Raw genomic sequence first — 23,478 nt, 5'->3', positions numbered from 1 at the left:
GCGTGCGCTGCATCCGAGTTCGGTTAGCCTCCATGCAAGAACCGTGAGCCTCGTGTGAACAAGCTACCGGCGAACAATGACGACACAGGGAGGAGAGCAATGTTGAAAGGCAGTGTGGGACTTATCGCGCTGAGCAGCCTGTTGCTTTCAGGAGCAGCCATGGCTCAGGAGAAGATCAAGGTCGGCGTCACCGCAACTCTCGAAGGCACCTATACCGTGCTCGGCGAGGACGGCATCCGCGGCCATCAGACCGCGCTCAACGTGCTTGGCAAGAAGGTCGGCGACAAGGAACTCGAATTCATCATCGCCTCGACCGACGCAACGCCCGACTCCGCCGTGCGCGCCGTGCGCAAGCTGATCGAGCAGGACAAGGTGCAGATCCTGCTCTCGCCGCTGTCCGGCGACGAAGGCATCGCGGTGAAGAATTTTGCGAAAACCCATCCCGAGCTGACCTTCATCAACGCGGCCTCCGGCGCCCAGGAAACGACCTATGTCGATCCCGCGCCGAACTTCTTCCGCTACAACATGGACGGCGCGCAGTGGCAGGTGGGCCTCGGCAAATACGCCTATGAAACCAAGGGCTATCGCAAGATCGCGACGGTCGGCGAGGACTACTCCTTCATCTACACGCAGGTGTTCGGCCTCGTGCTCGAATTCTGCGGCATGGGCGGACAGGTCACCAACCGGCAATGGGTGCCGCTCGGCACCAAGGACTTCGCCTCGGTGATCGCCGCGCTGCCCGACGATGTCGATGCGATCTATCTCGGCCTCGGCGGCGCCGACGCCGTCAACTTCCTCAACCAGTACCAGCAGGCCGGCGGCAAGGCGCATCTGATGGGCGGCTCGATCATGATCGACCAGACCATCCTGTCCTCCAAGGGCAACGCCAAGAACGCGCTGATCGGCACGCTGGCGGCGAGCGGCCAGGCCGACACCTGGGAGGATCCGGGCTGGCAGAAGTTCGTGAAGGACTACCAGGACGCCTTCCCGCCGAACAAGCGCTTCCCGAGCCCGTCGCTGCTCGCGACCAACTATTACGGCTCGACCATGGCGCTGATCCTCGGATTGCGTGCGGTCAACGGCGATCTCAGCGACAATCAGTCGAAGTTCAAGACCGCGCTGGCCAAGCTCGAGATCGACGCACCGAACGGCAAGATCAAGCTCGACTCCAACCGCCAGGCGATCGGCACCAACTTCGTGACCGAGGTCGTCGATGACGGCAAGGGCGCGCTGTTCTCGAAGGTCGTGAAGGTGATCCCGAACGTGAATCAGACCCTCGGCTACGATCCGGCGGTGTTCGCCAAGATCGGGCTGCCGAGCCGTACAGTACCGGAATGTAAGAAGTACTGACGCAATCACGTTCGCAACTGCGGCGACCGGGGAGCGATTTGCGAGGCGCGGATCTCACCGCCCTTGCAATCTCTCCCCGGTTGTTGAACGCTAACGGCAAAACAAGAGAACATCGGGAGGGGAAGGCATGAGCCGGGCGCTCGCCATCTTCCATGGCCGGTTCGGTCGGGCAACGGTCTATCAGTTGAACCGCCCTTTCAACATCCATGCGCATCGCGAGGGTCATCTGATCTTCCACGTCGGCGGCATGTCGGCTTGCATCGATGTCTGTGACCACCGCTTCCAGCTCGACGAAACCTCCGTCGTCGCCGTCAATCCCTGGGAACCGCACAATTTCCTGCCCTCCGATCTCGACGCCGGCGCGATCTTCTTCGTGCTCTATGTCAACGCCGAGTGGTTTGCCCCGGATGCGCCAGGCGCCGACCGGCTGCGCTTCGGCCGCACCCAATTCAAGCGCACGCCGGCGCTCGACAAGCACATCCGCAGGACCGCGGCGCTGGTGTGCGGCGCCCCCTCGCTCTCGAGCCTCGACTCCGAGCTCCGGCGGCTGATCGACATCTGCTACGACGAAAGCTGGCAGCAGGCCGAGATCGCGCGCGACGCCCGCGCGGCCGGCGCCGTCACCGACTTCCGCGTGCGCAAATGCATCAAGCTGATGTCGGAAAGCCCGGGCGCGGAGATGGAGCTCGACACCATCGCGCGTGAATCCGGCCTGTCGCGGCCACATTTCTACCGGCTGTTCCGGACCCAGACCGGCGTCACCCCGCATCTCTATCTCAACACGCTGATCATGGAACAGGCGCTGGAGGCGCTGGTCGCCAGCGAAGCGCCGATCGCCGACATCGGCTTCGATCTCGGCTTCTCCTCGCAGAGCGGTTTCACCCGCTTCTTCGCCGCCAATGTCGGCATGGCCCCGACCGATTATCGCCGCGCCGCCAAGGTTTTGCGCGCGTAAAGCCGCGCGAAAAGATACTGACGATCAAACACCTTCGTTCTGTCCTCGCTAGGATGTGCGGAACACGATCCCGAAAAGAGGATCGCGAGCCCAGGGAGATGCACGTCCATGGCGTGGTACGCAGCCTGCTCGGGGCTGTCTGACCTGCATCGGGATGATCGTCGGCGCGGCGCCTCCGCGGTGGAGCGATCGCCATGACCCGCTTTGTCGAACGCCATCCCGCCTGGGCACTGATCGTCATCATCGCGATTGCGCTGGCGCTCTGGTTGATCTTCGCGGTCTGGCCGCCGGGGCTCGAGGAGGCGATTGGCCGCAAGCGGGTGTTCCTCAACGCCGTCTTCAACGGCATCACACTTGGCGGCCTCTACTTCCTGGTCGCGAGCGGCTTCACCTTGATCTTCGGGCTGATGCGCAACGTCAATCTCGCGCACGGCTCGCTTTATCTATTCGGCGGCTATGTCGGCTACGCCATCAGCGCCTCGACCGGCTCGTGGATCCTGAGCTTCATCATCGCCTTCATCCTCACCGCGCTGGTCGGCATCCTGCTCCAGGTCATCGTCTTCCGCCGCATGGAAGGCCAGGACCTGCGCCAGACCATGGTGACGATCGGGCTTTCGATCGTGTTTGCCGATCTGATGCTGTGGGCCTGCGGCGGCGACTTCTACCAGATCCAGACCCCGAGCTGGCTGATCGGCCCCGTGGAGCTGCCGCTGATCACGGCGCTCAAATCCTCGGGCGAGCCGGTCTATCTGCGCTATCCCCTGGTACGGCTCGTGATCTTCGCCGCCTCCGTGGTGATCGGCATCGCGATGTGGCTGGCGCTCAACCGCACGCGGATCGGCATGATCATCCGCGCCGGCGTCGACGACCGCGATATCCTCGCGGCGACCGGCGTGCGCATCCAGATCGTGTTCGTGCTCGTCTTTGCGCTCGGCGCCGGACTTGCCGGCATTGCCGGCGTCGTCGGCGGCACGTTTCAATCGCTCTCGCCGGGCGAGGATATCCGATTTCTGCTGGCGTCCCTCGTGGTCGTGATCGTCGGCGGCATGGGCTCAATCCCCGGCGCCGCACTTGGCGCGCTGATCATCGGCCTCGCTGAGCAGCTCGGCTCGGTCTACATCCCGACCTATGCGATCGTCGTGACCTTCCTGATCATGGTGCTGGTGCTGGCGCTCCGGCCGCAAGGCCTGCTCGCGAGGCGCTGACATGTCCGTCACCCACGACGCACGCGTTTCCGTTCGCACCGCCACCGGCGTGCAGCGGCCCGGATTGCGCGCGTGGCCGGGGATCGACAATCCCGCCGCCTGGATCGTCGCGATCATCCTCCTGATCATGCCGCTGATCGCCAACGGCTTCTTCCTGATCGAGATCTTTGCGACGACGTTGATCCTCGGCACCATCGCGCTGAGCCTGATGTTCCTCGCCGGCTATGGCGGCATGGTCAGCCTGATGCAGCTGACCATCGCGGGCTTTGCCGCCTACATGGTTGCGGTGTTCGGAACCAGCGACAACGCCAATATCAGCCTCGGCTGGCCGTGGTGGCTCGCAGTTCCGATGGCGCTCGCGCTCGCCACCGCCTTCGGCACGCTCGGCGGCGCGCTCGCGGTGCGGACCGAGGGCATCTACACCATCATGATCACACTCGCGATCGGGGCGGCCTTCTACTATTTCACCAACCAGAACTGGGCGATCTTCAACGGTCACACCGGCATCAACAATGTCGGCACGCCGCGCTTCTGGGGTATCAACTGGCGTGCCGACATTCCCTTCTACTACATCGTGCTCGGCGTCGCCGCGCTGTGCTATTTCGCGGTCGAGTACATCTCGCGCGCGCCGTTCGGCCTTGCCTTGCAGGGCGTGCGCGACAATCCGCGCCGCATGGCCGCGCTCGGCTTCAACGTCAATGCCCATCGCGTCGCGGCTTACGCATTTGCGTCCTTCGTCGCGGCGCTGGCGGGCGTATTGCAGGTCTGGAACTACCGGCAGATCTCCCCGGGCTCGGTCAGCGTCGGCGCCTGCATCGACATTCTCATCATTGCGATCGTCGGCGGCATCACGCGGCCTGTCGGCCCCTACATCGGCGCGCTGATCTTCGTGCTGCTGCGCACCTTCGCGCTCGACTTCCTGGTCAAGATCGGGCTCGACGGCAACCGTTTCCGGCTGCTGATCGGGCTCGGCTTCCTCGCCATCGTGTTCTGGTCGTCGGATGGCGTGATCGGCCTCTGGCAGCGCTGGCGCCAGCGCGCCACCCCGACGCGCCCAATCGGACGGAGCGGCCAACGATCTGGTCAAGGATCCGGTCATGGATAGCGTCGCCCATCGCCTCTCGGCCGTCGGCGCCGGCGCAGCGCTCGAGCTGCGCGGCGTGACGCGGCTGTTCGGCGCGCTCGCTGCGCTGACCGACGTCACCATCACCGTCCGCCCCGGCGAGCGTCGCGCCGTGCTCGGCTCAAACGGTGCCGGCAAGACCACGCTGTTCAACTGCATCACCGGCGACTTCCCGCCCTCCTCCGGCACCATTCGCTTCTTCGGCGAGGACATCACGCACTTCCCACCCTATGAGCGGATCCGCCGCGGCCTGCGGCGGACCTACCAGATCTCCGCGCTGTTCCCCGGCCTCACCGTGCAGGACAATGTCTATCTCGCCTGCCGCGGCGTCTCGCGCGGGCGCTTCTCGCTCCTGCGCCCCAGCCAGAACGATGCGCTGATGCATGCCGCCGACAATCTCGTGCAGGCGGTGCATCTCAACGCCGTGAAGGACCGGCGCGTCGCCGAGCTCGCGCATGGCCAGCAGCGCCAGCTCGAGATCGCGCTGGCGCTGGCCGGCGCGCCGCGCTTCGTGCTGTTCGACGAACCGGCGGCGGGCCTGTCGCCGGCCGAGCGGCTCGAGCTGATCGAGATCCTGACCTCCCTACCCGCCCATATCGGCTACATCATCATCGAGCACGACATGGACGTGGCGCTGCGCGTCGTCGAGAGCGTCACGATGATGCACAACGGACGCATCTTCAAGGAAGGCCTGCCGCAGGAGATCCAGTCCGACCCCGAGGTTCAGGAGCTTTATCTCGGAGGCGGCCATGACTGAGGTCCGCCGCACCGCAGCCGCGCTCGAGGTCAAAGGCCTCGACGTCTACTATGGGCATTCGCATGCGCTGCAAGGCGTCGACCTCTCGCTCGACGCGAGCGTGTTCTCCGTCGTCGGCCGCAACGGCATGGGCAAGACCACGCTGTGCAAGGCCATCATGGGGCTTGTGCCCGTGAGCGGCGGCTCGATCCGCATTCGCGGCGAAGACATCACGCGGCGGCCGCCGGCGCATATCGCGCGGCTCGGCGTCGGCTATGTGCCGCAGGGACGCCGCCTCTGGCGCTCGCTCAGCGTCGACGAGCATCTGCGGCTTGCCGGCGGCATCCGCAGTGGCGCCTGGACCGTCGAGCGCATCTACGACACGTTTCCGCGTCTCGCCGAGCGCAAGGACCATGGTGGCGGCCAGCTCTCGGGCGGCGAGCAGCAGATGCTCGCTATCTCGCGTGCGCTTCTCACCAATCCGCAGCTCCTGATCATGGACGAGCCGACCGAGGGCCTTGCGCCCGTCATCGTCGCCCAGGTCGAGGAGATGCTGCTGCGCCTCGGCGAGGACGGCGACATGTCGGTGCTCGTGATCGAGCAGAACATCGGCGTCGCCACCGCGGTCTCACGCAACGTCGCGATCATGGTCAACGGCCGGATCAATCGGATCATCGACTCGTCGCGCCTTGCCGCCGACCGCGACTTGCAGCAGCGCCTGCTGGGCGTCGGGCTGCACGCCGGGCTCGAGGCTGATGTCGATGCACCCGCGGCCGGCAGTGAGACAAAACCAGCCCAGCAACCTGCGCGTCCGAGCGGTCCGATCCGCATCTACATCTCCAACCCGACGCCGCCGACGCGCTGGTCGCAGCCCGTGCCGATCGCCCGCATCGAGGCCGCAGCGCGCACGCTCTCGACGCAGGTGGCGCGTCTCGACGAGACCGCGCGGCGCAAGCGCGAGCCGGTCGCGGCGCAAACCGCCGGACCGCCGGTCGTGCTGGTCGTCGGCACGCTCGACACCAAGGGCACGGAACTTCGCTTCATCCGCGACATCATCGCGGAAAGCGGCCTGCGCACGCGGCTCGTCGACGTCTCGACCGGCGGCAAGCACACGAGCTGCGACGTCTCCGCGCAGGAGATCGCGCTGAACCACGGCCGTGGCGGATCGGCCGTGTTCGGCCCCGACCGCGGGGTTGCCGTGACCGCGATGGCCGACGCCTTCGCCAACTGGCTCCGTCGCCAGCGCAACGTCGCCGGCGTGATCTCGGCAGGAGGTTCGGGCGGCGCCTCGCTGGTTGCACCCGGCATGCGCGCCCTCCCCGTCGGCGTGCCCAAACTGATCATCTCCTCGGTCGCCTCCGGCGACGTCGGCCCCTATGTCGGGCCGGCCGACATCACCATGATGTATTCGGTCACCGACGTGCAGGGCCTCAACTCGATCTCGCGCGCGGTGCTCGCCAACGGCGCCAACGCGCTTGCCGGCATGGTCAAGGCGCGTCTCGATCAGCGCGAGGCGAAGGAGCGCACTGCCGCCGCCAGCCTGCCCGCGGTCGGCATCACCATGTTCGGCGTGACCACGCCGGCGGTGCAGAAGATCGCGGCCGATCTGCGCGAGGACTTCGAATGCCTCGTCTTCCACGCCACCGGCGTCGGCGGACGCTCCATGGAGAAGCTGGTCGAGTCCGGCCAGCTGGCCGGCGTCATCGATCTCACGACGACGGAGGTCTGCGATCTCTTGATGGGCGGCGTGTTTCCGGCGACCGAAGATCGCTTTGGCGCAATCATCCGCAGCCGCGTACCCTATGTCGGCTCCGTGGGCGCACTCGACATGGTCAATTTCGGCGCGCCCGACACCATCCCCGAGCGCTATCGCGGCCGCAAATTCCACGTCCACAATCCGCAGGTCACCCTGATGCGGACCACGGTGGACGAGAACGAGCGCATGGGTCGGTGGATCGGCGAGCGGCTGAACCAAATGGACGGGCCGGTGCGGTTCTTCATTCCCGAGGGCGGCGTCTCCGCGCTGGATGCGCAGGGACGGTCGTTCTGGGATCCCGAGGCCGATGCCGCGCTGTTCCGTGCGCTCGAACGCACGGTGCGGCAGACGAGCAACCGCCAGCTCATCCGCGTCAAGAACAATATCAACGATCCCGAGTTCGCCTCCACGATCGTCAGTGCGTTCAAAACCCTGTTCGGACGCACCGGGGCGCGCCGGAGAATGGTGAGGTGACCGATGGCCAGGTTTGAACGGGCTGCACTGCTGAAGCGATTTCGCGAGATGGCAAAGCGCGGCGAGCCGATCGTCGGCGGCGGCGCCGGCACGGGTCTCTCCGCCAAGTGCGAAGAGGCCGGCGGTGTCGATCTCATCGTCATCTACAATTCCGGCCGCTATCGCATGGCCGGTCGCGGATCGCTTGCGGGCCTCATGGCCTACGGCGATGCCAACGCCATCGTGCTGGAGATGGCCACCGAAGTGCTGCCCGTGGTCAGCAAGACGCCGGTGCTCGCCGGCGTCAACGGCACCGATCCGTTCCGCGACATGGACGTCTTCCTCGACCAGCTCAAGGCGCTCGGCTTTGCCGGCGTGCAGAACTTTCCGACGGTTGGCCTGATCGACGGGATATTCCGCGCCAATCTGGAGGAGACCGGCATGTCCTACGCGCTGGAGATCGACATGATCGCCAGGGCGCGTGAGAAGGACATGCTGACGACGCCTTACGTCTTCAGCGAGAAGGAAGCCGCCGCGATGGCGATCGCGGGCGCCGACATCATCGTCTGTCACCTGGGGCTCACGACGGGCGGCACAATCGGAGCGCAGACCGCACCGAAGCTTGCCGATTGCCCGGCGCACATCGACACCTGGGCCTCAGCCGCGCTCAGCGTCAATCCGGACATTCTGGTGCTCGCCCACGGAGGTCCGATCGCGGATCCCGCGGATGCCGATTTCATCATGAAGAACACCCGCTACTGCCACGGCTTCTACGGAGCCTCCTCGATGGAGCGCCTGCCCGTGGAGCGGGCACTGACGGACCAGGTACGCAAATTCAAGGCGATCGGCGCGCGTTGACGCCTGTAAGTTCGAGGAGGGAAAGATGTCGGGGATTTTGGTCGGTGAATTGATCCTCTGGCTGATCATCGCGATCATCGTGATCGTGGTTGGCGTCTACATCGTGAACTGGCTGTACCATCGCTCATCCAAGGAGGTCTCGTTCGTCCGGACCGGCTTCCTCGGCGAGCGCGTGGTGATCAATGGCGGCGCTTTCGTGCTGCCTTTCATCCACGACTACACGCCGGTCAACATGAACGTGCTGCCGATGGGGATCATACGTTCCAGGCAGGACGCCGTGATCACCCGCGACCGCATGCGCGTCGACATCGAGGCCGACTTCTACGTCCGCGTGCAGCCGACCCGCGAAGCCGTCTCGATCGCGGCCGCCACGCTCGGCCGCCGCACCATGGAGCCGGAGCAGCTCCACGCGCTGCTAGCTGGCAAGTTCATCTCCGCGATCCGCTCGGTTGCTTCGGAGATGACCATGGAGGAGATGCACGAGCGGCGCGGCGACTACGTCGCGCGCGTCAAGACCAATGCCGCCGAAGCCCTCGCCCAGAACGGCCTCGAACTCGAGTCGGTCGCGATTACCGATCTCGACCAGACTGACCTCGAATTCTTCAATCCCTCGAACCGCTTCGACGCCGAAGGCTTGACGCGGTTGATGGAGGACATCGAGGCCAAGCGAAAGCTGCGTAACGACATCGAGCAGGACTCGATGATCAAGATCCGCTCCCGCAATCTGGAAGCCGAGCGGCAGGCGCTCGAGATCGAGCGCGAAAGCGAGACTGCGCGCCTCGAGCAGGAACGCGACATCGAGATGCGCCGAGCGCTTCAGCGCACTGAGGTGGCCCGCGAGCGCGCGCTGCGGGAGACCGAGGCCGAGCAGGCGCAGATTTCCGCGCGGGAGGCCATCGAAAAGGCCCGCATCGCCAACGATCAGGCCATTGCGGAGGCCCGCATCGCCTCCGAGCGCGAGACCCGCCAGAAGGAGATCGAGCGGACCCGGACCATCGAAGAGAAGGAGCTGCTTGCCCGCGAGGAGGTCGAGAAAACCCGGATCACCAACCAGCGCTCGATCGACACGACGCGCATCGCCTCCGAGCGCGAGGTGCGCCAGCGCGAGATCGAACGGATGCGCACCGTCGAGGAAGCCGAGATCGCCGCGCGCGAGGCGATCGAGAAGGCCCGCATCCAGCAGGATCGCGTGGTGACCGACGCCCGCATTGCCAACGAGGAAGAAACAAGGCGCCGCGAGATCGAGCGTACCCGCGCCGTCGACGAGGCCGAGATCGCGGCACGCGAGGCCACCGAAAAGGCCCGCATCGCCCAGACCATGATTGTCAATGTCGAGCGCATTTCCTCCGACGAGCGCACCCGCGCGCTGGAAATCCAGCAGGTGCGCACCATCCAGGAGGCCGAGATCGAGGCGCAGCGCTCGGTCGAAGCCGCCCGCATCGCTCGCGAACGAACGCTCGCCGCCGAGCGCATTGCGGCCGAGCAGAACACGCGGCAGCTGGAGATCGATCGTAACCAGACCCTGGATATCGCCGGCGTCACGGCACGCGAAGCGACGGAAGCGGCCCGCATCGCCCAGGAGGAGCGCGTCCGCTCGCTCGAGATCGCCCGCAACCGCACTGTAGAGGAAGCCGACATCGCCTCCCGCGAGGCGATCGAGGCCGCGCGCATCGCGCAGGAGAAAGCGGTTGCCGCCGAGCGCATCCAGGCCGAGCGGGAGACCCGCGCGCTCGAAATCGAGCGGACCGGCATATTGGAGGCGGCCGAGTTGAAGAGGCGTGACGCCATCGAGCGCCAGCGCATCGGCGTCGACCTTGCGCTCGAAGCCGAGCGGATCACCTCCTCGAAAAAGCGCGAGGTGCTCAACATCGAGCAGAAGAAGGCAATCGAAATCGCGGACGAGGACCGCGTCATTGCGCTCTCAAGCAAGAAATCCGAGCGCATCGATGCCGACCGCCAGGTCAGGCAGGCCGAGATCGTGGCGCGCAAGGAGGTCGAAACCACTGACGTCTCGCGCGAGCACGCGCTGGAAGCCGCCCGTATCGAGCGCCGCCGCGCGATCGAGCAGCTGGAAGTTGCTCGCGTGCAATCCTTGCAGGAAGCCGAGATCGTCTCCCGCGAGGAAGTCGAGCGCGCACGCATCGCGTCCGACCGCGGCCTCGACGAAGCCCGCATCGGCCGCGAGCGCGAGCTGCGGAAGCTGGAAGTGAACCGCGAGAAGGAAGTCGAGACGGTCCTGATGGAGAAGGCCATCGCCATCCATCAGAAGTCACTCGAGGAATCCGCTGCGCGCGCTGCCGCCGAGGAGGCCCGCATGCGAGCGACGGAAGCGGCCGAACGCGTCGTCACGGCGCGGGAAAGCGAGATCGCCAAGCGACGCAAGACGGTCGAGGTGCTGCTCGCCGAGAAGCAGGCCGAGGAGACCCGCATTGCCGCCGAGGCCGAGCGCGTCCGTGCCGCCGTCGAGGCCGAGGCGCAGCGCATGCTGAATGAAGCCGAGAACGTGCTGACCGATCAGGCGCGCTACTCGCTATTCCGCAGAAAGCTACTCGACCGGATCGAGGGCATCGTGCGCGAGAGCGTCAAACCGATGGAGAAGATCGAGGGCATTCGCATCCTCCAGGTCGACGGCCTCAACGGCGCCGGCCATGGTGGCGGCAATGGCGGCCGCAGCGCCACAGACGAGGTGATCGACTCGGCGCTCCGCTACCGCGTCCAGGCGCCGCTGATCGACTCGATCCTGTCAGATATCGGCGTCGAGGGCGGCAGCCTCGCAAAAATGCCGGGCCTGATCCGCGAGGCTCGCGACATGCAGGGGATCAAAGATTCCGCGCGCAAGAGCGGCGGCGACAAGCCCGCCGCCTCGCCTGCGCCCTCCGCCGAAAGTGGGCCGCCGGCCGAGCGCGGCCCGCGGAAGAAAAGCTGAGGTCTAGATCATGGCCCGCGTCTACGTCTCCACCGTCGTCAATGCGCGCAACGACCGCGTCTGGGCGCGGGTGCGCGATTTCAACGGCATGCCGAACTGGCACCCCGCGATTGCGGAAAGCCGCATCGAAGGCGGCGAGCCCTCGGACAAGATCGGCTGCGTTAGGGATTTTCGCCTCCGCAACGGCGACCGCATCCGCGAGAAGCTGCTCGGCCTCTCCGACTACGACATGTTCTGCACCTACTCGATCCTGGAATCCCCCATGGGCGTCGAGAACTATGTCGCGACGCTGCGGCTCACGCCCGTGACGGATGGCGATCAGACTTTTATGGAATGGACCGCCGAATTCGACTGTGCGCCGGAGCGGGAGACCGAGCTCGTCAACAATATCGGCGGTGGCGTGTTCCAGGGCGGTTTCGATGCTCTGAAACGTGTGTTCGGAGGCTAGGCGTGCCGCATATCGTCAAGAGCACGATCGTCGATGCGCCGACCGACGCGGTATGGGATGTGCTGCGCGATTTCAACGGGTTTGATCGCTGGCATCCGGCGCTGGCGACCTCCGCCATCGAGCGCGCGCAGTCGTCGGACAAGATCGGCTGTGTCAGGCGCGTCAAGCTGAAGGATGGCTCGGAGCTGCGCGAGCAGCTACTGGCGCTGTCCGATCTCGAACAGACCTATAGCTACTGCCTGCTCGATACGCCGATCCCGCTGTTCAATTACGTGGCCCATGTTCGCCTGTTCCCGGTCACTGACGGCGACCGCACCTTCTGGCACTGGGAGTCGCGCTTCACGACCAGGCCGGAGGACCGCGACCGCATGACGCGCTTGGTCTCCGAAGACATCTATCAGGCCGGATTTGAGGCCATCCGCAGACACCTGAAGGAGGCTGCCTGACCATGGCTGTCACGGTGAAGACCTTTGCCAGCTCGAATGAGGCTGCGGCCGCGCTGTCATCGGACCGGGCCGCGCGTTATCTCGGTGGCGGCACGCTGGTGATGCGCGCGTTGAACGAGGGCGACGTCTCGATCTCGACCGTCGTTCGCACCAATGACCAGACGCTGACCCGGATCGACGCATCGGGCCCGCGGATCACACTGGGCGCCGGCGTCACCTTTGCGCGCGTCCTCGCTGAGCGCGATCTTGCCTTCCTGCACGCCCCCGCCCGCTCGATCGGCGGGCCTGCGGTGCGCAACATGGGAACGGTCGGCGGCAATCTCTTCGCACCCAATCCCTATGGTGATTTCACGGTCGCCCTGCTCGCGCTCGATGCCACCGTCGCCGTGCAAGGCGGCTTTGGCGCACGCGATATCCCGATCGAGGAATTCCTGCAATCGCGTGAGCGGCAAGCCGGAACGCTGGTGCTGTCGGTTTCCTGCGCCCGGCCGGCGAGCGCGGAGGCCTTCCGCTATCGCAAGATCGCCCGCATCAAGCCCAAGGGCGGCTCCGTCATCACGCTCGCTGCGCACCTGCCGATCAGCGGCGGCCGCATCGCCGGCGCCCGCATCGCGCTGGGCTCGATGGCACCGACGCAGATCCGCGCGCGTGCCGCCGAGCGCGCGCTGGAGGGTCGCATCCTCGACGCCGCCACCATCGCAGCCGCAGCCTCCGCGGCTAGCGAAGGGACATCGCCATCCGACAATGCGCTGGGCAGCGCCTGGTATCGCCGCGAGATCGTCGGCGTGCACCTGCGTCGCCTTCTCTCGGGTCAGGAATAGACCGCCATGTCCAAGACGCCCCTGCAATTTCGTCACAACGGCCGCGAAGTCGCCATCTTCGTCGATGGTGGCACCAATCTGCTGGTGGCACTGCGGGAGTTGATCGGCGACATGACGCCGAAATTCGGCTGCGGCCAGGGTGGCTGCGGCACGTGCAGCGTGCTTGTTGACGGCGAGCTTTATCTCTCCTGCCTGACGCTCGCCGAGACCGTCGCCGGCCGGTCCGTCGAGACGCTCGACAGCCTGAAGCAGGGACCGAACCTGCACCCGCTCCAGCGCGCCTTCGCCGACAATTTCGCCGCTCAATGCGGTTATTGCACGCCGGGCATGCTGATGGCCGCAAAGGCCCTGCTCGACCGCAACCCGCAGCCGAGCCGCGCCGAGATCGTGGAAGCCATCTCCGGAAACATCTGCCGCTGCACCGGCTACGAGCCGATCATCAACGCCATCCTCGCCGCCTCGGGCGGCCGGGCCAGCGCCTGAGGACATTTGCCATGCTGGAATTGCGCAAGGACATCTTCGCCGACGAGCGCGACGACAATCTGAAAGAGATCGGCAAGGGCACGCAGCGCCAGGACATGCTCGGCCATGTCACGGGCACTTCGACCTATTTTGGCGACCACAAGCTCCAGGGCATGCTGCATTTGAAGGTGGTCCGGTCAACGCAGGCGCATGCGCGGCTGCGCCGCATCGATACGACCGATGCCGAGCGCTCGGTGGGCGTGCGCCGGATCATCCGCGGCGCCGACGTGCCGCGCAATCTCAATACGCTGCTCAGCCTGATCAATTTCGGCAAGGACGACGAGCCGTCGCTGGCGGTCGACAAGGTCCGCTACAAGGGCGAGCCGATCGTCGCCATCGTCGCCGACAGCGAGCGCGAGGCTTTTGAGGCGACCGCCAAGGTGCGCATCGACTACGAGCCGCTACCGACCCTGTTCGACGTCGAGGAGGCGCTCAAGCCCGGCGCGCCCGTGGTCAACGAGACCTATCCGAAGAACGCCTTCATCTACCACGACGTCTACGACCACCAGAGGCTGCGCTTCGGCGATGCCGATGCAGCGCTTGCGACCGCCGATCACGTGCTGGAACAGCGCTACCAGATGTCGCCGATCGAACATGCGCCGACAGAGACCAACGGCGCGATCGCCGCGCCGGACACCAACGGCCGCTACGTCGTCTACACCTCGACCCAGGCGCTATTCTTCTCGGTCGACACCTGCGCCAAGATCCTGGACGTGCCCTCCAACACTTTCCACTTCATCGGCGGCACGGTCGGCGGCGGCTTCGGCGGCAAGGTGGATACGTTGACCGAACCGCTCGCCATCCTCGGCGCGATGCTGACCGGCCGCCCCGTGCGCTACGTGTTCGGGCGCGAGGAAGAGATGCAATACGGCCCGCCGCGCGGCGCCGAGCGCATCTACATCAAGGATGGCGTCATGCGCGACGGCCGCATCGTCGCGCGCAAGATCCGCGCCTACTTCGACAGTGGCGCCTATACAAGGCTGTCCAGCTATGCCGCGGTGAAGTGCGCCGCACATCTGCCGGGGCCTTACACCATCCCGAACGTCTATGGCGACGTCTATTGCGTCTTCACCAACCGCACGCCGGCAACCGCGATGCGCGGCTTCGGCGTTACCGCGATGGATTTTGCCATCGAATGCCAGATGGACAAGCTCGCGCATCTCGTCGGCATGGATCCGATGGAGTTCCGCATCCTCAACGCTTATCGCGACGGCGACATGAAGGCGCATCGGCGTGAGGCGAAGAACACCGCGCTGATCGAATGCGTCCAGGTCGCCGCCGAGAAGGCGAAGTGGCCGATCCGCGAGGAGTTCAGGCGCGCCTCCTCGCGCAAGGACGGCGGCGGCAGTCGCGCCGTCATCCCACCGACCCCAGCGGATTCGCGTGCGCGGCCGGCAGCGCCGGCGCAGCAGCGTACGACCTATGACCGGCTTCCGCCCACCATCACCCGCGAGCCGCCGCGTGAGCCGCCGCCACCAGCATCGCCGCCCTCACCCCGGCCCACGGCGCCCTCGCATGGCGCGGCACGTTTCTCGTCCGTCTTCGGCACCAGGAGGCGCTAGATGACCCGGCATCGCGGACGCGGCATGGCGTCGATCAACTATCCCATCGGCATGAATCTCGGCGGCGATCCGAGCCAGGCGCTGGTTCATTCCAATCCCAGCGGCAAGTTCACGGTGGCGCTGTCCTCGATCGATCTCGGCCAAGGCATGAAGTCGGTGACGCGGCAAATCTGCGCGGAGACGCTGGGCGTGCCTGTTGAAGACGTCTATGTCGACACGGCGGATTCCGACACCGGCCCGCATTGCATGGGCTCGTTCGCCTCGCGCGGCACTCACCGCGTCGGCAATGCGGTGATGGCCGCGGCGCGCGAGGCGCGCGGCGTGATGATGGAGGCCGCCGCAGAAGAGCTCGAGGTCAACGCCGCCGATCTCGAGACCGACGGGCGCGGCAACATCCACGTCAAGGGCGCACCACATCGCTCGATCTCGACCAAGGACGTCGCGATCGCCGCGCAGTTCAAGCAGGGCAAGACGATCTCGGGCCGCGGCATCTTCCTGGTGCCGCTCTCCGAGGTCAATCCTGAGACCGGCGAGATGTCGCCGGCGACCTGCTATGCGCATGCCTGCCTCGTCGCGGAAGTCGAGGTCGATGACGAGACCGGCGAGGTCGCCATGGTGCGCATGGATTCCGCCTATGAACTCGGCCGCGCGCTCAACCCGCGCCTGGTCGAACAGCAGCTCGTCGGCGGCGCCTGGATGGGTGTCAGCCACGCGCTCTACGAAACACCGGAGCCTTATTATCCCGATCCCGTTCATGGGCCGCGCGACTTCGTCGAATATCTGATGCCCGGCCCCGGCGACATCTGCCCGCACGACATCGCCGTGCTGGAGCGTCCCGCTCCCGATGGCCCGTTCGGCGCCAAGGGCCCCGGCGAGATGTGCGCCAACCCGGTGCTGCCCGCCGTTGCCAACGCGATCTTCAACGCCGTCGGCGTGCGCATCGACGATTTGCCGATTACGCCGGAAAAAGTGCTACGCGCGATCAAGGCCCAGGGCGGCGCGCGGCCGCAGGCGCGGCGCTGAGGTTTGCCGTGGCGGTTCGCAGCAACATCGTCGGCATCGATGGCCCGGAGGCGCTGGAGAAGGCGCTGCGCGCGGCCTATTACCTCGCCGACGAAGGGCTCGCGACCGCGGCCTATCTCGGTCTCGCGCTCGGCAAGCCGCTGCTGCTGGAGGGCGCGCCGGGTGTCGGCAAGACCGAGGCCGCCAAGGCGATCGCCGCCGTGCTCGGCCGCCGCCTGATCCGTCTGCAATGCTACGAGGGCATCGACGCGGCCGCCGCGCTCTACGAGTGGAACTATCCGCGCCAGATGCTCGCGATCCGTCAGGCCGGCGACGAGAGCATCGACATCTATGGCGAGACGTTTTTGATCGAGCGTCCCATGCTGGCCGCGCTGCGCGCGCCTGATTCCACCGTGCTGCTGATCGACGAGGTCGATCGCGCCGACCAGGAGTTCGAGGCGTTTCTGCTCGAATTCCTGTCCGATTTCCAGATCTCCATTCCCGAGCGCGGCACGGTGCGCGCGGCCGAGCGGCCCGTCGTGGTGCTGACCTCCAACCGCACACGCGACCTACATGAAGCCTTGCGCCGGCGCTGCGTCTATCACTGGATCGACTATCCCACCACCGAGCGCGAGGCGCGCATCGTGATGATGCGGGCCTCCAGCGTCGCCGAGAGCACCGCACGCGCCGTGGTGGCGGCCGTCGAGAAGCTGCGGCGGGAGCCGCTGAGCAAGGCGCCGGGCATCGCCGAGGCCGTCGACTGGGCCGAGGCCGCGACGTTGCTGCACAAGGGCGGCGCGCACTGGCCGGACGCGTTCAAACGTTCGATCGGCGTTGCACTCAAGGATGAGGAAGATCTGCACTTCATCTCGCCGCGGCTCGATGCCTTGCTCGCGGAGGCTTCTGCATGAGCACCGAACCGCAGTTGCCGCGCGCCGTCCGCGTCTTCATCTCCTTCTCGGCGCTTCTGCGCGCCAACGGCTTTGCCGTTGCGCCGGAACAGACCACGTCCTTCCTCGCCGCGATCGGTCTGCTCGGCCCGCGCAGCCTCGACGACATTCGGCAGTCGGCTCTCGCAACGCTCGCCCCGCCGCCCGAACGTCGCGCCACCTTCGATCGGCTGTTCGATCTGCACTTCCGCGGCAGCGAGACGATCGAGCGGACCGACGAGGGTGAAGACGACGAGACCGTGCGGCTGCAAGAGGAGGGCCGCGGCGAAGAGGAACCGCTGCTGTCCGATGAAGCCAGCGAATCCGGGCTGACCGCCACACGCGCCGAGGCCCTGGTCGAACGGCGGTTCGCCGTCACCTCGACCAGCGATGCACTGCGCCGCCTGGCGCGCGAGGCACCGCGGCGCCTGCCGAAGCGGCGCGGCCATCGCCGCATGCGCGCGCGCCGCGGGCCGTTTGCAGACCTGCGCCGCACCTTGCGCGATACCGTCCGCAGCGATGGCGAGATCTTGCGGCTCGGGCACCTGAAGCGGCGGCAACGCCCGCGCAAATTCCTGCTCCTGATCGACGTCTCCGGCTCGATGAAGGCCCGCACCGAGGAGAACATGAAGCTCGCGCACGCGCTGGTGCAGGCCGCGCCCACCATCGAGGTTTTTACCCTCGGCACGCGACTGACCCGCGTGACCCGCGCATTGCGCATCAAGCGCCGAGAGCAGGCGCTCAATGCCGCCGCGCATCTCGTCAGCGACTGGGACGGCGGCACCCGCATCGGCGATGCGCTGCAAGCCTTCCTCGCTGTGCCGCGCTTCGGCGGCTATGCGAGAGGTGCCGCCGTCGTCATCGTCTCTGACGGCCTCGAGCGCGGCGAACCCGACGCGCTGCGCGACGCGGTCGCAAAATTGTCGCGGCGCGCCTGGCGGGTGAGCTGGCTGACGCCCCTCGCAACGGGCGCAGGTTTCCGTCCGCAGACCGCGGCGCTGGTCGCGATCGAACGCTTCGTCGACGATCTCGTCGACGGTAGTTCGAGCGCGTCGATCGTCGCGCATGTGCTGGCGCTCGGACGAAGGAGAGCGGCGTGACCGGGATCGTCGACGGCCACCATCACATCTGGCGCCAGGCCGACCTGCCCTGGCTGATCGGCCCCATGCAGCCGCGGATCTTCGGCGCCTACGAGCCCATCCGCCGCGACTATCCGATCGAGGAATATCTCGAGGATCTCAAAGACACCGGCGTCACCCGCTCGGTCTACGTCCAGACCAACTGGGCCAATGACCGGTTTGAGGATGAGGCCGCCTGGGTGCAGCAGACCGCCGACGAGCACGGCTGGCCGCATGCCATCGTCGCCTATGCCAACTTCGCCGCCGACGACGTACGCCCGCAGCTCGATCGCCTGAAGCGCTATCCGCTGGTGCGCGGCGTGCGCATGCAGCTGCACTGGCACGACAACCCGCTCTATCGCTTTGCGGCCCGGCCCGATCTGTGTCTCGACCCCATGATCCGGCGCAACATCGGGTATCTCGCCGACTATGGCTGGAGCTTCGATCTGCAGGTCTTCGCCCCGCAGATGCAGGATGCGGCGAGCCTTGCCGAGGCCTGCCCGGAGGTGACCTTCATCCTCCAGCATGCCGGCATGCTGGAGGACCTGTCGCCCGCGGGCCGCACCGCATGGCGCGTCGGCATGAGCCGCCTTGCGGCGTGCCCGAACGTCTATTCCAAACTCTCCGGCCTCGGGACGTTCATCCACCGCAACGCCCCCGCGCATATCGCCGCTGTCGTCGCCGACACCGTCATGATCTTCGGCGCCGAGCGGTGTCTGTTCGGCTCGAATTTCCCGATCGAGAAATTGTGGACCAGCTACCGCGAGCTGATCGCCACCTTCCGCACCGCTGCCGCGCCGCTGAGCGTCGGGCAACACGAGGCAATCTTTGGAGCAACTGCCATGCGCGTCTATCGGCTCTGAGCGCAGAGGCAACACACGAGCAGAGACAGGGAGGGGAAAGAATGCCGCTGGAGATCAAGATCCTGGACTATGGTGACATCGAGCTGGAATCGAGCTTTCTGGTGCTGGGCCGCGACTGCGGCCGCACCCGCCGCGTCCTCACGCTCGGCTTCCTGATCCTTGGGGGCCCCTACCCGGTCGTCGTCGACACCGGCTACCGCTCCAACCAGATCATGGAAACGCTGGGCATGCGGGGTTTGCAGTATCACGAGCACATGATCGAGAACCAGCTTGCGCGCCACGGCGTGCGCATGGGCGACGTCCGCTTCGTCTGTCATACCCACCTGCACATCGACCACGCCGGCAAGGACGATCTGTTCCCGATGAACACGACAGTCGTCGTCAACCGCCGCGAGCTCGAATATTCCGTCTCCGGCCTGATGCATCCGCAGTATCCGGCGCCCGACATCAAGCACCTGATCGACCGTCTGCACACCAAGAGCGCACTGCGCTTCCTCGACCTCGAGATCACCGGTCCCATCGAGCTGATGCCCGGCGTCTATTGCGATGCCGCGAATGCGCACACCGAAGGCTCGATGAACATCATCGTCCACACTGCCGACGGTATCGCGACCATCTGCGGCGACGTGATCTACGACTTCAACGACCAGATCGTCACGCCCTTCCACGAAATCCACGACTGGGAGCCGCGCACGACCGGCAATCACGGCACCACCAAGCGCGCCGAGAAGGCGGCGATCAAGAAGCTCCTCAGCAATTCGCGCTACCTCCTGCCCGTGCACGACCGGCCTGCCAGGATCGAAGGCGGCAATGTCGTCGGACGGCTGCACGACCAAGTCCCGGGACCGATCGTGCAGTCCCTGCCCCAACGCAACTGGTTCCCGGCCTGACGCTCTTTGTTCGCGCATGATCTCTTCGGAAAACCGCTTCACACTTTTCCGGATCATGCTTTTGAGGATCGACCGATGACCCACGTCACCTTGCGTTCGGAATTCGAGACCCTGATCGACCCCTATGCGCCGGTCGGCCAGGTCGGCACGGGTTTTGACTTCACGGAAGGGCCGATCTGGCATCCGGTCGATCATTACCTGCTGTTTTCTGACATGCCGGGCGACGTGCGCAGGCGCTGGGATGCGCGGCGCGGTGTCGTCGAGGTCAAGCGCCCCGCGAACAAATGCAACGGCATGACCTATGATGCCGAACTGAACCTGATCGTCTGCGAGCACGCGACGTCCTCGCTCATTCGCGAGCGGCCTGATGGCCGGCGCGAGGTGCTCGCCTCGCACTTTGGGGGTCAGGAGCTGAACAGCCCCAACGACGTCTGCGTGCACTCCTCCGGCGCGATCTATTTCAGCGATCCCTGGTATGGGCGCATGCCCGTCTATGGCGTCGAACGGCCGCGCCAGCTCGGCTTCCAGGGCGTCTATCGCGTCGTGCCAGGCAGCGAGCCACAACTCGTGGTCGAGCGCAACCTGTTCGACCAGCCGAATGGACTCTGCTTCTCGCCGGACGAGAAGCTGCTCTACGTCAACGACACCGTGCAGGCGCTGATCCGCGTCTTCGACGTCGCCGCCGACGGATCGCTCGGCAACGCCCGTGTGTTTGCAAGCGGCATCAAGTCCGAGCTCGAGCCCGGTCTGCCCGACGGCATGAAGTGCGATCAGCACGGCAACGTCTGGGTCACCGCGCCCGGTGGCGTCTGGGTCTATTCGCCGAGGGGGGAGTTGCTCGGCAAGGTGCGCGTGCCGGAGCTCGTCGCCAACCTCGCTTGGGGCGGGCCGGATTTTCGCATGCTCTATCTGACCGCGACGCATTCAGTCTACGCGATCCCGACCAAAACGGGACCGCGGCACGAGCCCTATATGAGCGGGAAGCGCGGCGGCGCGGGCGCGAGTTCCTCCGCAGCCGCGCCGATCCTGACCGACGGTGAGATGCGGCTCGATCCACAGCGCTGCGCCATGATCATCCTGGATCTTCAGAACGACGTCGTCATGGATGGCGGCGCCTTTGCCGAGTCCGGCGCCCCCGTGCATGCACGTCAGCAAAACGTGATCGAAAACGTACGCCGGCTCGCCGAGGTTGCGCGCGGGCGCGGCGTTGCCATCATCCATGTCTGGTTCGTGGTGGAGCCGGGCGCGCCCGGCGTGACGCTCAACGCACCGCTGTTCGAGGGGCTGGTCGACAGCAAGGCGTTGGTGCGGGGAAGCTGGGGCGCGGCGCCCGTGTCAGGCCTGGAGCCGCGGCCCGGCGACTTCGTGGTCGAGAAGATGCGCATGAGCGCATGGGAAGGCACCAAGCTCGAGACGATCCTCAAGGCGACCGGGCGCGACATGATCATCAACACCGGTGCCTGGACCAATATGTCGGTCGAGCACACGGCGCGCACCGGTGCGGACAAGGGCTATTTCATGATCGTGCCGGAGGATTGCTGCTCGACCATGAACGCCGACTGGCACAACGCTTCAGTCAACTTCGCCATGCAGAACGTGGCCGTCGTCACCAAGGCCGAGACCGTCATCAGAGCGCTGGGATGAGCGGTGGCAAAGCTCCTGCACCTGTCCTGCTCGCCGCGCGCCGACTCCGAGTCGAGCGCCGGCGCGCGAATCTTCCTCGAGGGCTTCCGCCAGGCACACCCGGATTGGGATATCGACGTGATGGACCTCTGGCGGGAGCGCATGCCCGAGTTCGTTGGCCCCATCGTCGAGGCCAAATATGCGCGCATGAAGGCGAAGGCCTTCAACGACGCGCAGCGGGTTACATTCGCCGAGGCCGAGCGGATCGCGCTCCGATTCTCGCTCGCCGACCGCGTGCTGATCTCGACGCCGATGTGGAATTTCGGCATCCCCTACAAGCTGAAGCAGTGGTTCGACGTCATCATCCAGCCCGGACTGACCTTCCGCTTCGATCCGTCACAGGGCTATTTTCCGCTGCTGAAGGACCGGCCGACGCTGGTGATCCTGGCAAGCGGCAGCGATTATGCGACTGGGATGAACCGCGGCCGCATGGACATGGCGACGCCGTATCTGCGCGAGGCGCTGCGCTTCATCGGCGTGAACGACGTGCGTTTCGTGCCGATCGGCCCGACGGCGGGACCGGTCGAGCCGATCCGCGCCGCGCGCGAGGCCGCCCATCGCCGCCTCGCCGAGATGGCGATGCGGTTTTGACGCTTACGATCCGGCCCGCGCCTTTCGCGCAGCGATCTGCTGGAGCGCCCAGCGCGCGTTCTTGCGCACGTCGGGATCGGGATCGTTGGCGACCACGGCGAGGTACGCCTCGCCCTCGGGATCGGCAATCTCGCCGAGCGCGGCAGCCGCCTCCTTGCGCAAATTCGCCTGCTCGTGGTTGATGCAATTGCCGATCGGGCGCACGGCGCGCTCGATCTTCATCTTGCCGAGGCTGCGGATCGTCTTGAGCCGGACCTGCCAGAACTCGTCGGCAAGCGAGGCGATGAGCTGATCGGCCGCGAGCGAACCGTTGACGTTGAGCCCCAGCGTCTCGGCCGCCATCTCGCGGACCATCCAGTCGGCGTCCCTGAGCGCGCGGGTGATCGTCTCGGCCGCCGGCTTCAGGTGCGAAAAGGCGAGCGCACTCACCGCGGCGCGGCGTACATGGGCGTCGGGATCGTGGATCAGCGCGGTCAGCGCGGGAATCGACTCTTCGAGCTTCAGGAAACCGATGACGCCGATCGCCTGCACGCGCACCGCGGCATCGCCATCCTGGAGCGCTTCCAGCGCCGGCTTCAGCGTGTCCTTGCGCCGCAGCTCCTTCAGCGCGCGCAGCGCGCCCATCCGGACGAAGGCGTGAGGATGTTTCACCAGCGGCAGGATGACGTCCGCGCACGCCGGATCCTTGAACTCGGCCATGCTGTCGGCAGCAGCCGACGCCACGATCCGTTCGGGATCGACGAGCAGCTGCACCAGCGCGTTTGCCGCCTCCGGCCCGTCGAACTCCCCGAGCGCCATCGCGACCTGCTGGCGCACGCCGGCGTCGGGATCGGACACCATGTTGGCGAGATGGCCGACCGCGGCGGGATCGCCGGAATGGCCGAGCGCGATGATGGCCACGCGACGCTCGGCTGGGTCGGCGGCCTGGAGCCGCTCGTCGGCGTCGTCGAGATCGTCGTAGGATTCGAACGGGCTCGACATGCTCACCTCAAGAGATAGGGAATGTTGACGGTGACCGCGCCGGTCGGGCAATCCGCCTCGCAGGGCATGCAGTACCAGCACTCGTCATAGGCCATGTAGGCCTTGCCCGTCATGTCGCTGATACGGAGCACGTCGAGCGGGCAGACGTCGACGCAGACCGTGCAGCCCTTGTCCGCAATGCATTTGGCGTCGTCGACCACCACCGGGACCGAGGTCTGATAGGAAGCGAGAGGCATTTCGAGATCTCCTGTTGCGTTGCT

General features: G+C 66.1%; 22 protein-coding genes. 20 read left to right on the top strand and 2 right to left on the bottom strand.

Features of this window, described 5'->3' with window-relative positions:
- Window positions 1-99 precede the first annotated feature (99 nt).
- The 20 genes from QQL28_RS05255 to QQL28_RS05160 all read left to right on the top strand — a co-directional run bounded on the left by QQL28_RS05255 (window position 100) and on the right by QQL28_RS05160 (window position 22,237).
- On the top strand, window positions 100-1,350 hold the full coding sequence (locus tag QQL28_RS05255; RefSeq protein WP_284261919.1) for an ABC transporter substrate-binding protein: 1,251 nt from the start codon (window positions 100-102) through the stop codon (window positions 1,348-1,350).
- A gap of 127 nt (window positions 1,351-1,477) precedes the next feature.
- A complete protein-coding gene (locus QQL28_RS05250; protein ID WP_284261917.1) occupies window positions 1,478-2,305 on the top strand; it encodes a helix-turn-helix domain-containing protein in 828 nt (275 codons plus the stop codon).
- Between the two features lie 194 nt (window positions 2,306-2,499).
- Entirely contained in the window at window positions 2,500-3,510 is a 1,011-nt protein-coding gene (locus tag QQL28_RS05245) for a branched-chain amino acid ABC transporter permease (protein WP_284261915.1), read from the top strand.
- A gap of 1 nt (window position 3,511) precedes the next feature.
- Entirely contained in the window at window positions 3,512-4,615 is a 1,104-nt protein-coding gene (locus QQL28_RS05240; protein WP_284261913.1) for a branched-chain amino acid ABC transporter permease, read from the top strand.
- On the top strand, window positions 4,608-5,390 hold the full coding sequence (locus QQL28_RS05235; protein WP_284261910.1) for an ABC transporter ATP-binding protein: 783 nt from the start codon (window positions 4,608-4,610) through the stop codon (window positions 5,388-5,390). Before QQL28_RS05240 ends, QQL28_RS05235 begins: the two co-directional genes overlap by 8 nt.
- Window positions 5,383-7,599 carry an ABC transporter permease gene (locus QQL28_RS05230; RefSeq protein WP_284261908.1) on the top strand — a complete coding sequence of 739 codons (2,217 nt, stop codon included), beginning with the start codon at window positions 5,383-5,385 and terminating at the stop codon, window positions 7,597-7,599. The genes QQL28_RS05235 and QQL28_RS05230 overlap by 8 nt, the downstream gene beginning before the upstream one ends.
- A gap of 3 nt (window positions 7,600-7,602) precedes the next feature.
- Window positions 7,603-8,436 carry a phosphoenolpyruvate hydrolase family protein gene (locus QQL28_RS05225; RefSeq protein ID WP_284261906.1) on the top strand — a complete coding sequence of 278 codons (834 nt, stop codon included), beginning with the start codon at window positions 7,603-7,605 and terminating at the stop codon, window positions 8,434-8,436.
- A gap of 25 nt (window positions 8,437-8,461) precedes the next feature.
- Window positions 8,462-11,362, top strand: a complete 2,901-nt coding sequence (locus QQL28_RS05220; RefSeq protein WP_284261904.1) for a flotillin family protein — start codon at window positions 8,462-8,464, stop codon at window positions 11,360-11,362.
- Window positions 11,363-11,372: 10 nt separating this feature from the next.
- Window positions 11,373-11,810 carry an SRPBCC family protein gene (locus tag QQL28_RS05215; RefSeq protein WP_157331006.1) on the top strand — a complete coding sequence of 146 codons (438 nt, stop codon included), beginning with the start codon at window positions 11,373-11,375 and terminating at the stop codon, window positions 11,808-11,810.
- 2 nt (window positions 11,811-11,812) lie between these two features.
- A complete protein-coding gene (locus QQL28_RS05210; protein WP_284261899.1) occupies window positions 11,813-12,256 on the top strand; it encodes an SRPBCC family protein in 444 nt (147 codons plus the stop codon).
- A gap of 2 nt (window positions 12,257-12,258) precedes the next feature.
- A complete protein-coding gene (locus QQL28_RS05205; protein WP_284261897.1) occupies window positions 12,259-13,077 on the top strand; it encodes an FAD binding domain-containing protein in 819 nt (272 codons plus the stop codon).
- Between the two features lie 6 nt (window positions 13,078-13,083).
- A complete protein-coding gene (locus tag QQL28_RS05200; RefSeq protein ID WP_284261895.1) occupies window positions 13,084-13,560 on the top strand; it encodes a (2Fe-2S)-binding protein in 477 nt (158 codons plus the stop codon).
- Between the two features lie 11 nt (window positions 13,561-13,571).
- Window positions 13,572-15,161, top strand: a complete 1,590-nt coding sequence (locus tag QQL28_RS05195) for a xanthine dehydrogenase family protein molybdopterin-binding subunit (RefSeq protein ID WP_284261892.1) — start codon at window positions 13,572-13,574, stop codon at window positions 15,159-15,161.
- The gene (locus QQL28_RS05190) at window positions 15,162-16,184 is read left to right on the top strand and encodes a xanthine dehydrogenase family protein molybdopterin-binding subunit (RefSeq protein ID WP_284261890.1); all 1,023 of its coding nucleotides are present in this window, start codon (window positions 15,162-15,164) and stop codon (window positions 16,182-16,184) included.
- Between the two features lie 8 nt (window positions 16,185-16,192).
- Window positions 16,193-17,074, top strand: a complete 882-nt coding sequence (locus QQL28_RS05185; protein ID WP_284261888.1) for an AAA family ATPase — start codon at window positions 16,193-16,195, stop codon at window positions 17,072-17,074.
- On the top strand, window positions 17,071-18,192 hold the full coding sequence (locus tag QQL28_RS05180) for a vWA domain-containing protein (RefSeq protein WP_284261886.1): 1,122 nt from the start codon (window positions 17,071-17,073) through the stop codon (window positions 18,190-18,192). The genes QQL28_RS05185 and QQL28_RS05180 overlap by 4 nt, the downstream gene beginning before the upstream one ends.
- On the top strand, window positions 18,189-19,073 hold the full coding sequence (locus tag QQL28_RS05175; protein WP_284261884.1) for an amidohydrolase family protein: 885 nt from the start codon (window positions 18,189-18,191) through the stop codon (window positions 19,071-19,073). The genes QQL28_RS05180 and QQL28_RS05175 overlap by 4 nt, the downstream gene beginning before the upstream one ends.
- A gap of 41 nt (window positions 19,074-19,114) precedes the next feature.
- Window positions 19,115-19,963, top strand: coding sequence for an MBL fold metallo-hydrolase (locus QQL28_RS05170; RefSeq protein ID WP_284261882.1), 849 nt, complete (start codon window positions 19,115-19,117; stop codon window positions 19,961-19,963).
- A gap of 75 nt (window positions 19,964-20,038) precedes the next feature.
- A complete protein-coding gene (locus QQL28_RS05165) occupies window positions 20,039-21,607 on the top strand; it encodes an isochorismatase family protein (RefSeq protein ID WP_284261880.1) in 1,569 nt (522 codons plus the stop codon).
- A 3-nt stretch (window positions 21,608-21,610) separates the two neighbouring features.
- Window positions 21,611-22,237 (top strand): FMN-dependent NADH-azoreductase, encoded by a 627-nt coding sequence (locus tag QQL28_RS05160; RefSeq protein ID WP_284261878.1) that lies wholly within the window; start codon window positions 21,611-21,613, stop codon window positions 22,235-22,237.
- A 3-nt stretch (window positions 22,238-22,240) separates the two neighbouring features.
- Here the strand turns inward: QQL28_RS05160 and QQL28_RS05155 are convergent, their stop codons facing one another.
- A complete protein-coding gene (locus tag QQL28_RS05155; protein ID WP_284261876.1) occupies window positions 22,241-23,218 on the bottom strand; it encodes a HEAT repeat domain-containing protein in 978 nt (325 codons plus the stop codon).
- A 2-nt stretch (window positions 23,219-23,220) separates the two neighbouring features.
- Entirely contained in the window at window positions 23,221-23,454 is a 234-nt protein-coding gene (locus QQL28_RS05150; RefSeq protein WP_008141081.1) for a 4Fe-4S dicluster domain-containing protein, read from the bottom strand.
- Between the last annotated feature and the right edge of the window lie 24 nt (window positions 23,455-23,478).

Source organism: Bradyrhizobium iriomotense (assembly GCF_030160715.1).
In the GTDB taxonomy this organism is placed as follows: domain Bacteria; phylum Pseudomonadota; class Alphaproteobacteria; order Rhizobiales; family Xanthobacteraceae; genus Bradyrhizobium; species Bradyrhizobium iriomotense.
The sequence above is the reverse complement of the archived record's forward strand: the minus strand, read 5'-3'. Positions and strand labels throughout refer to the sequence as shown.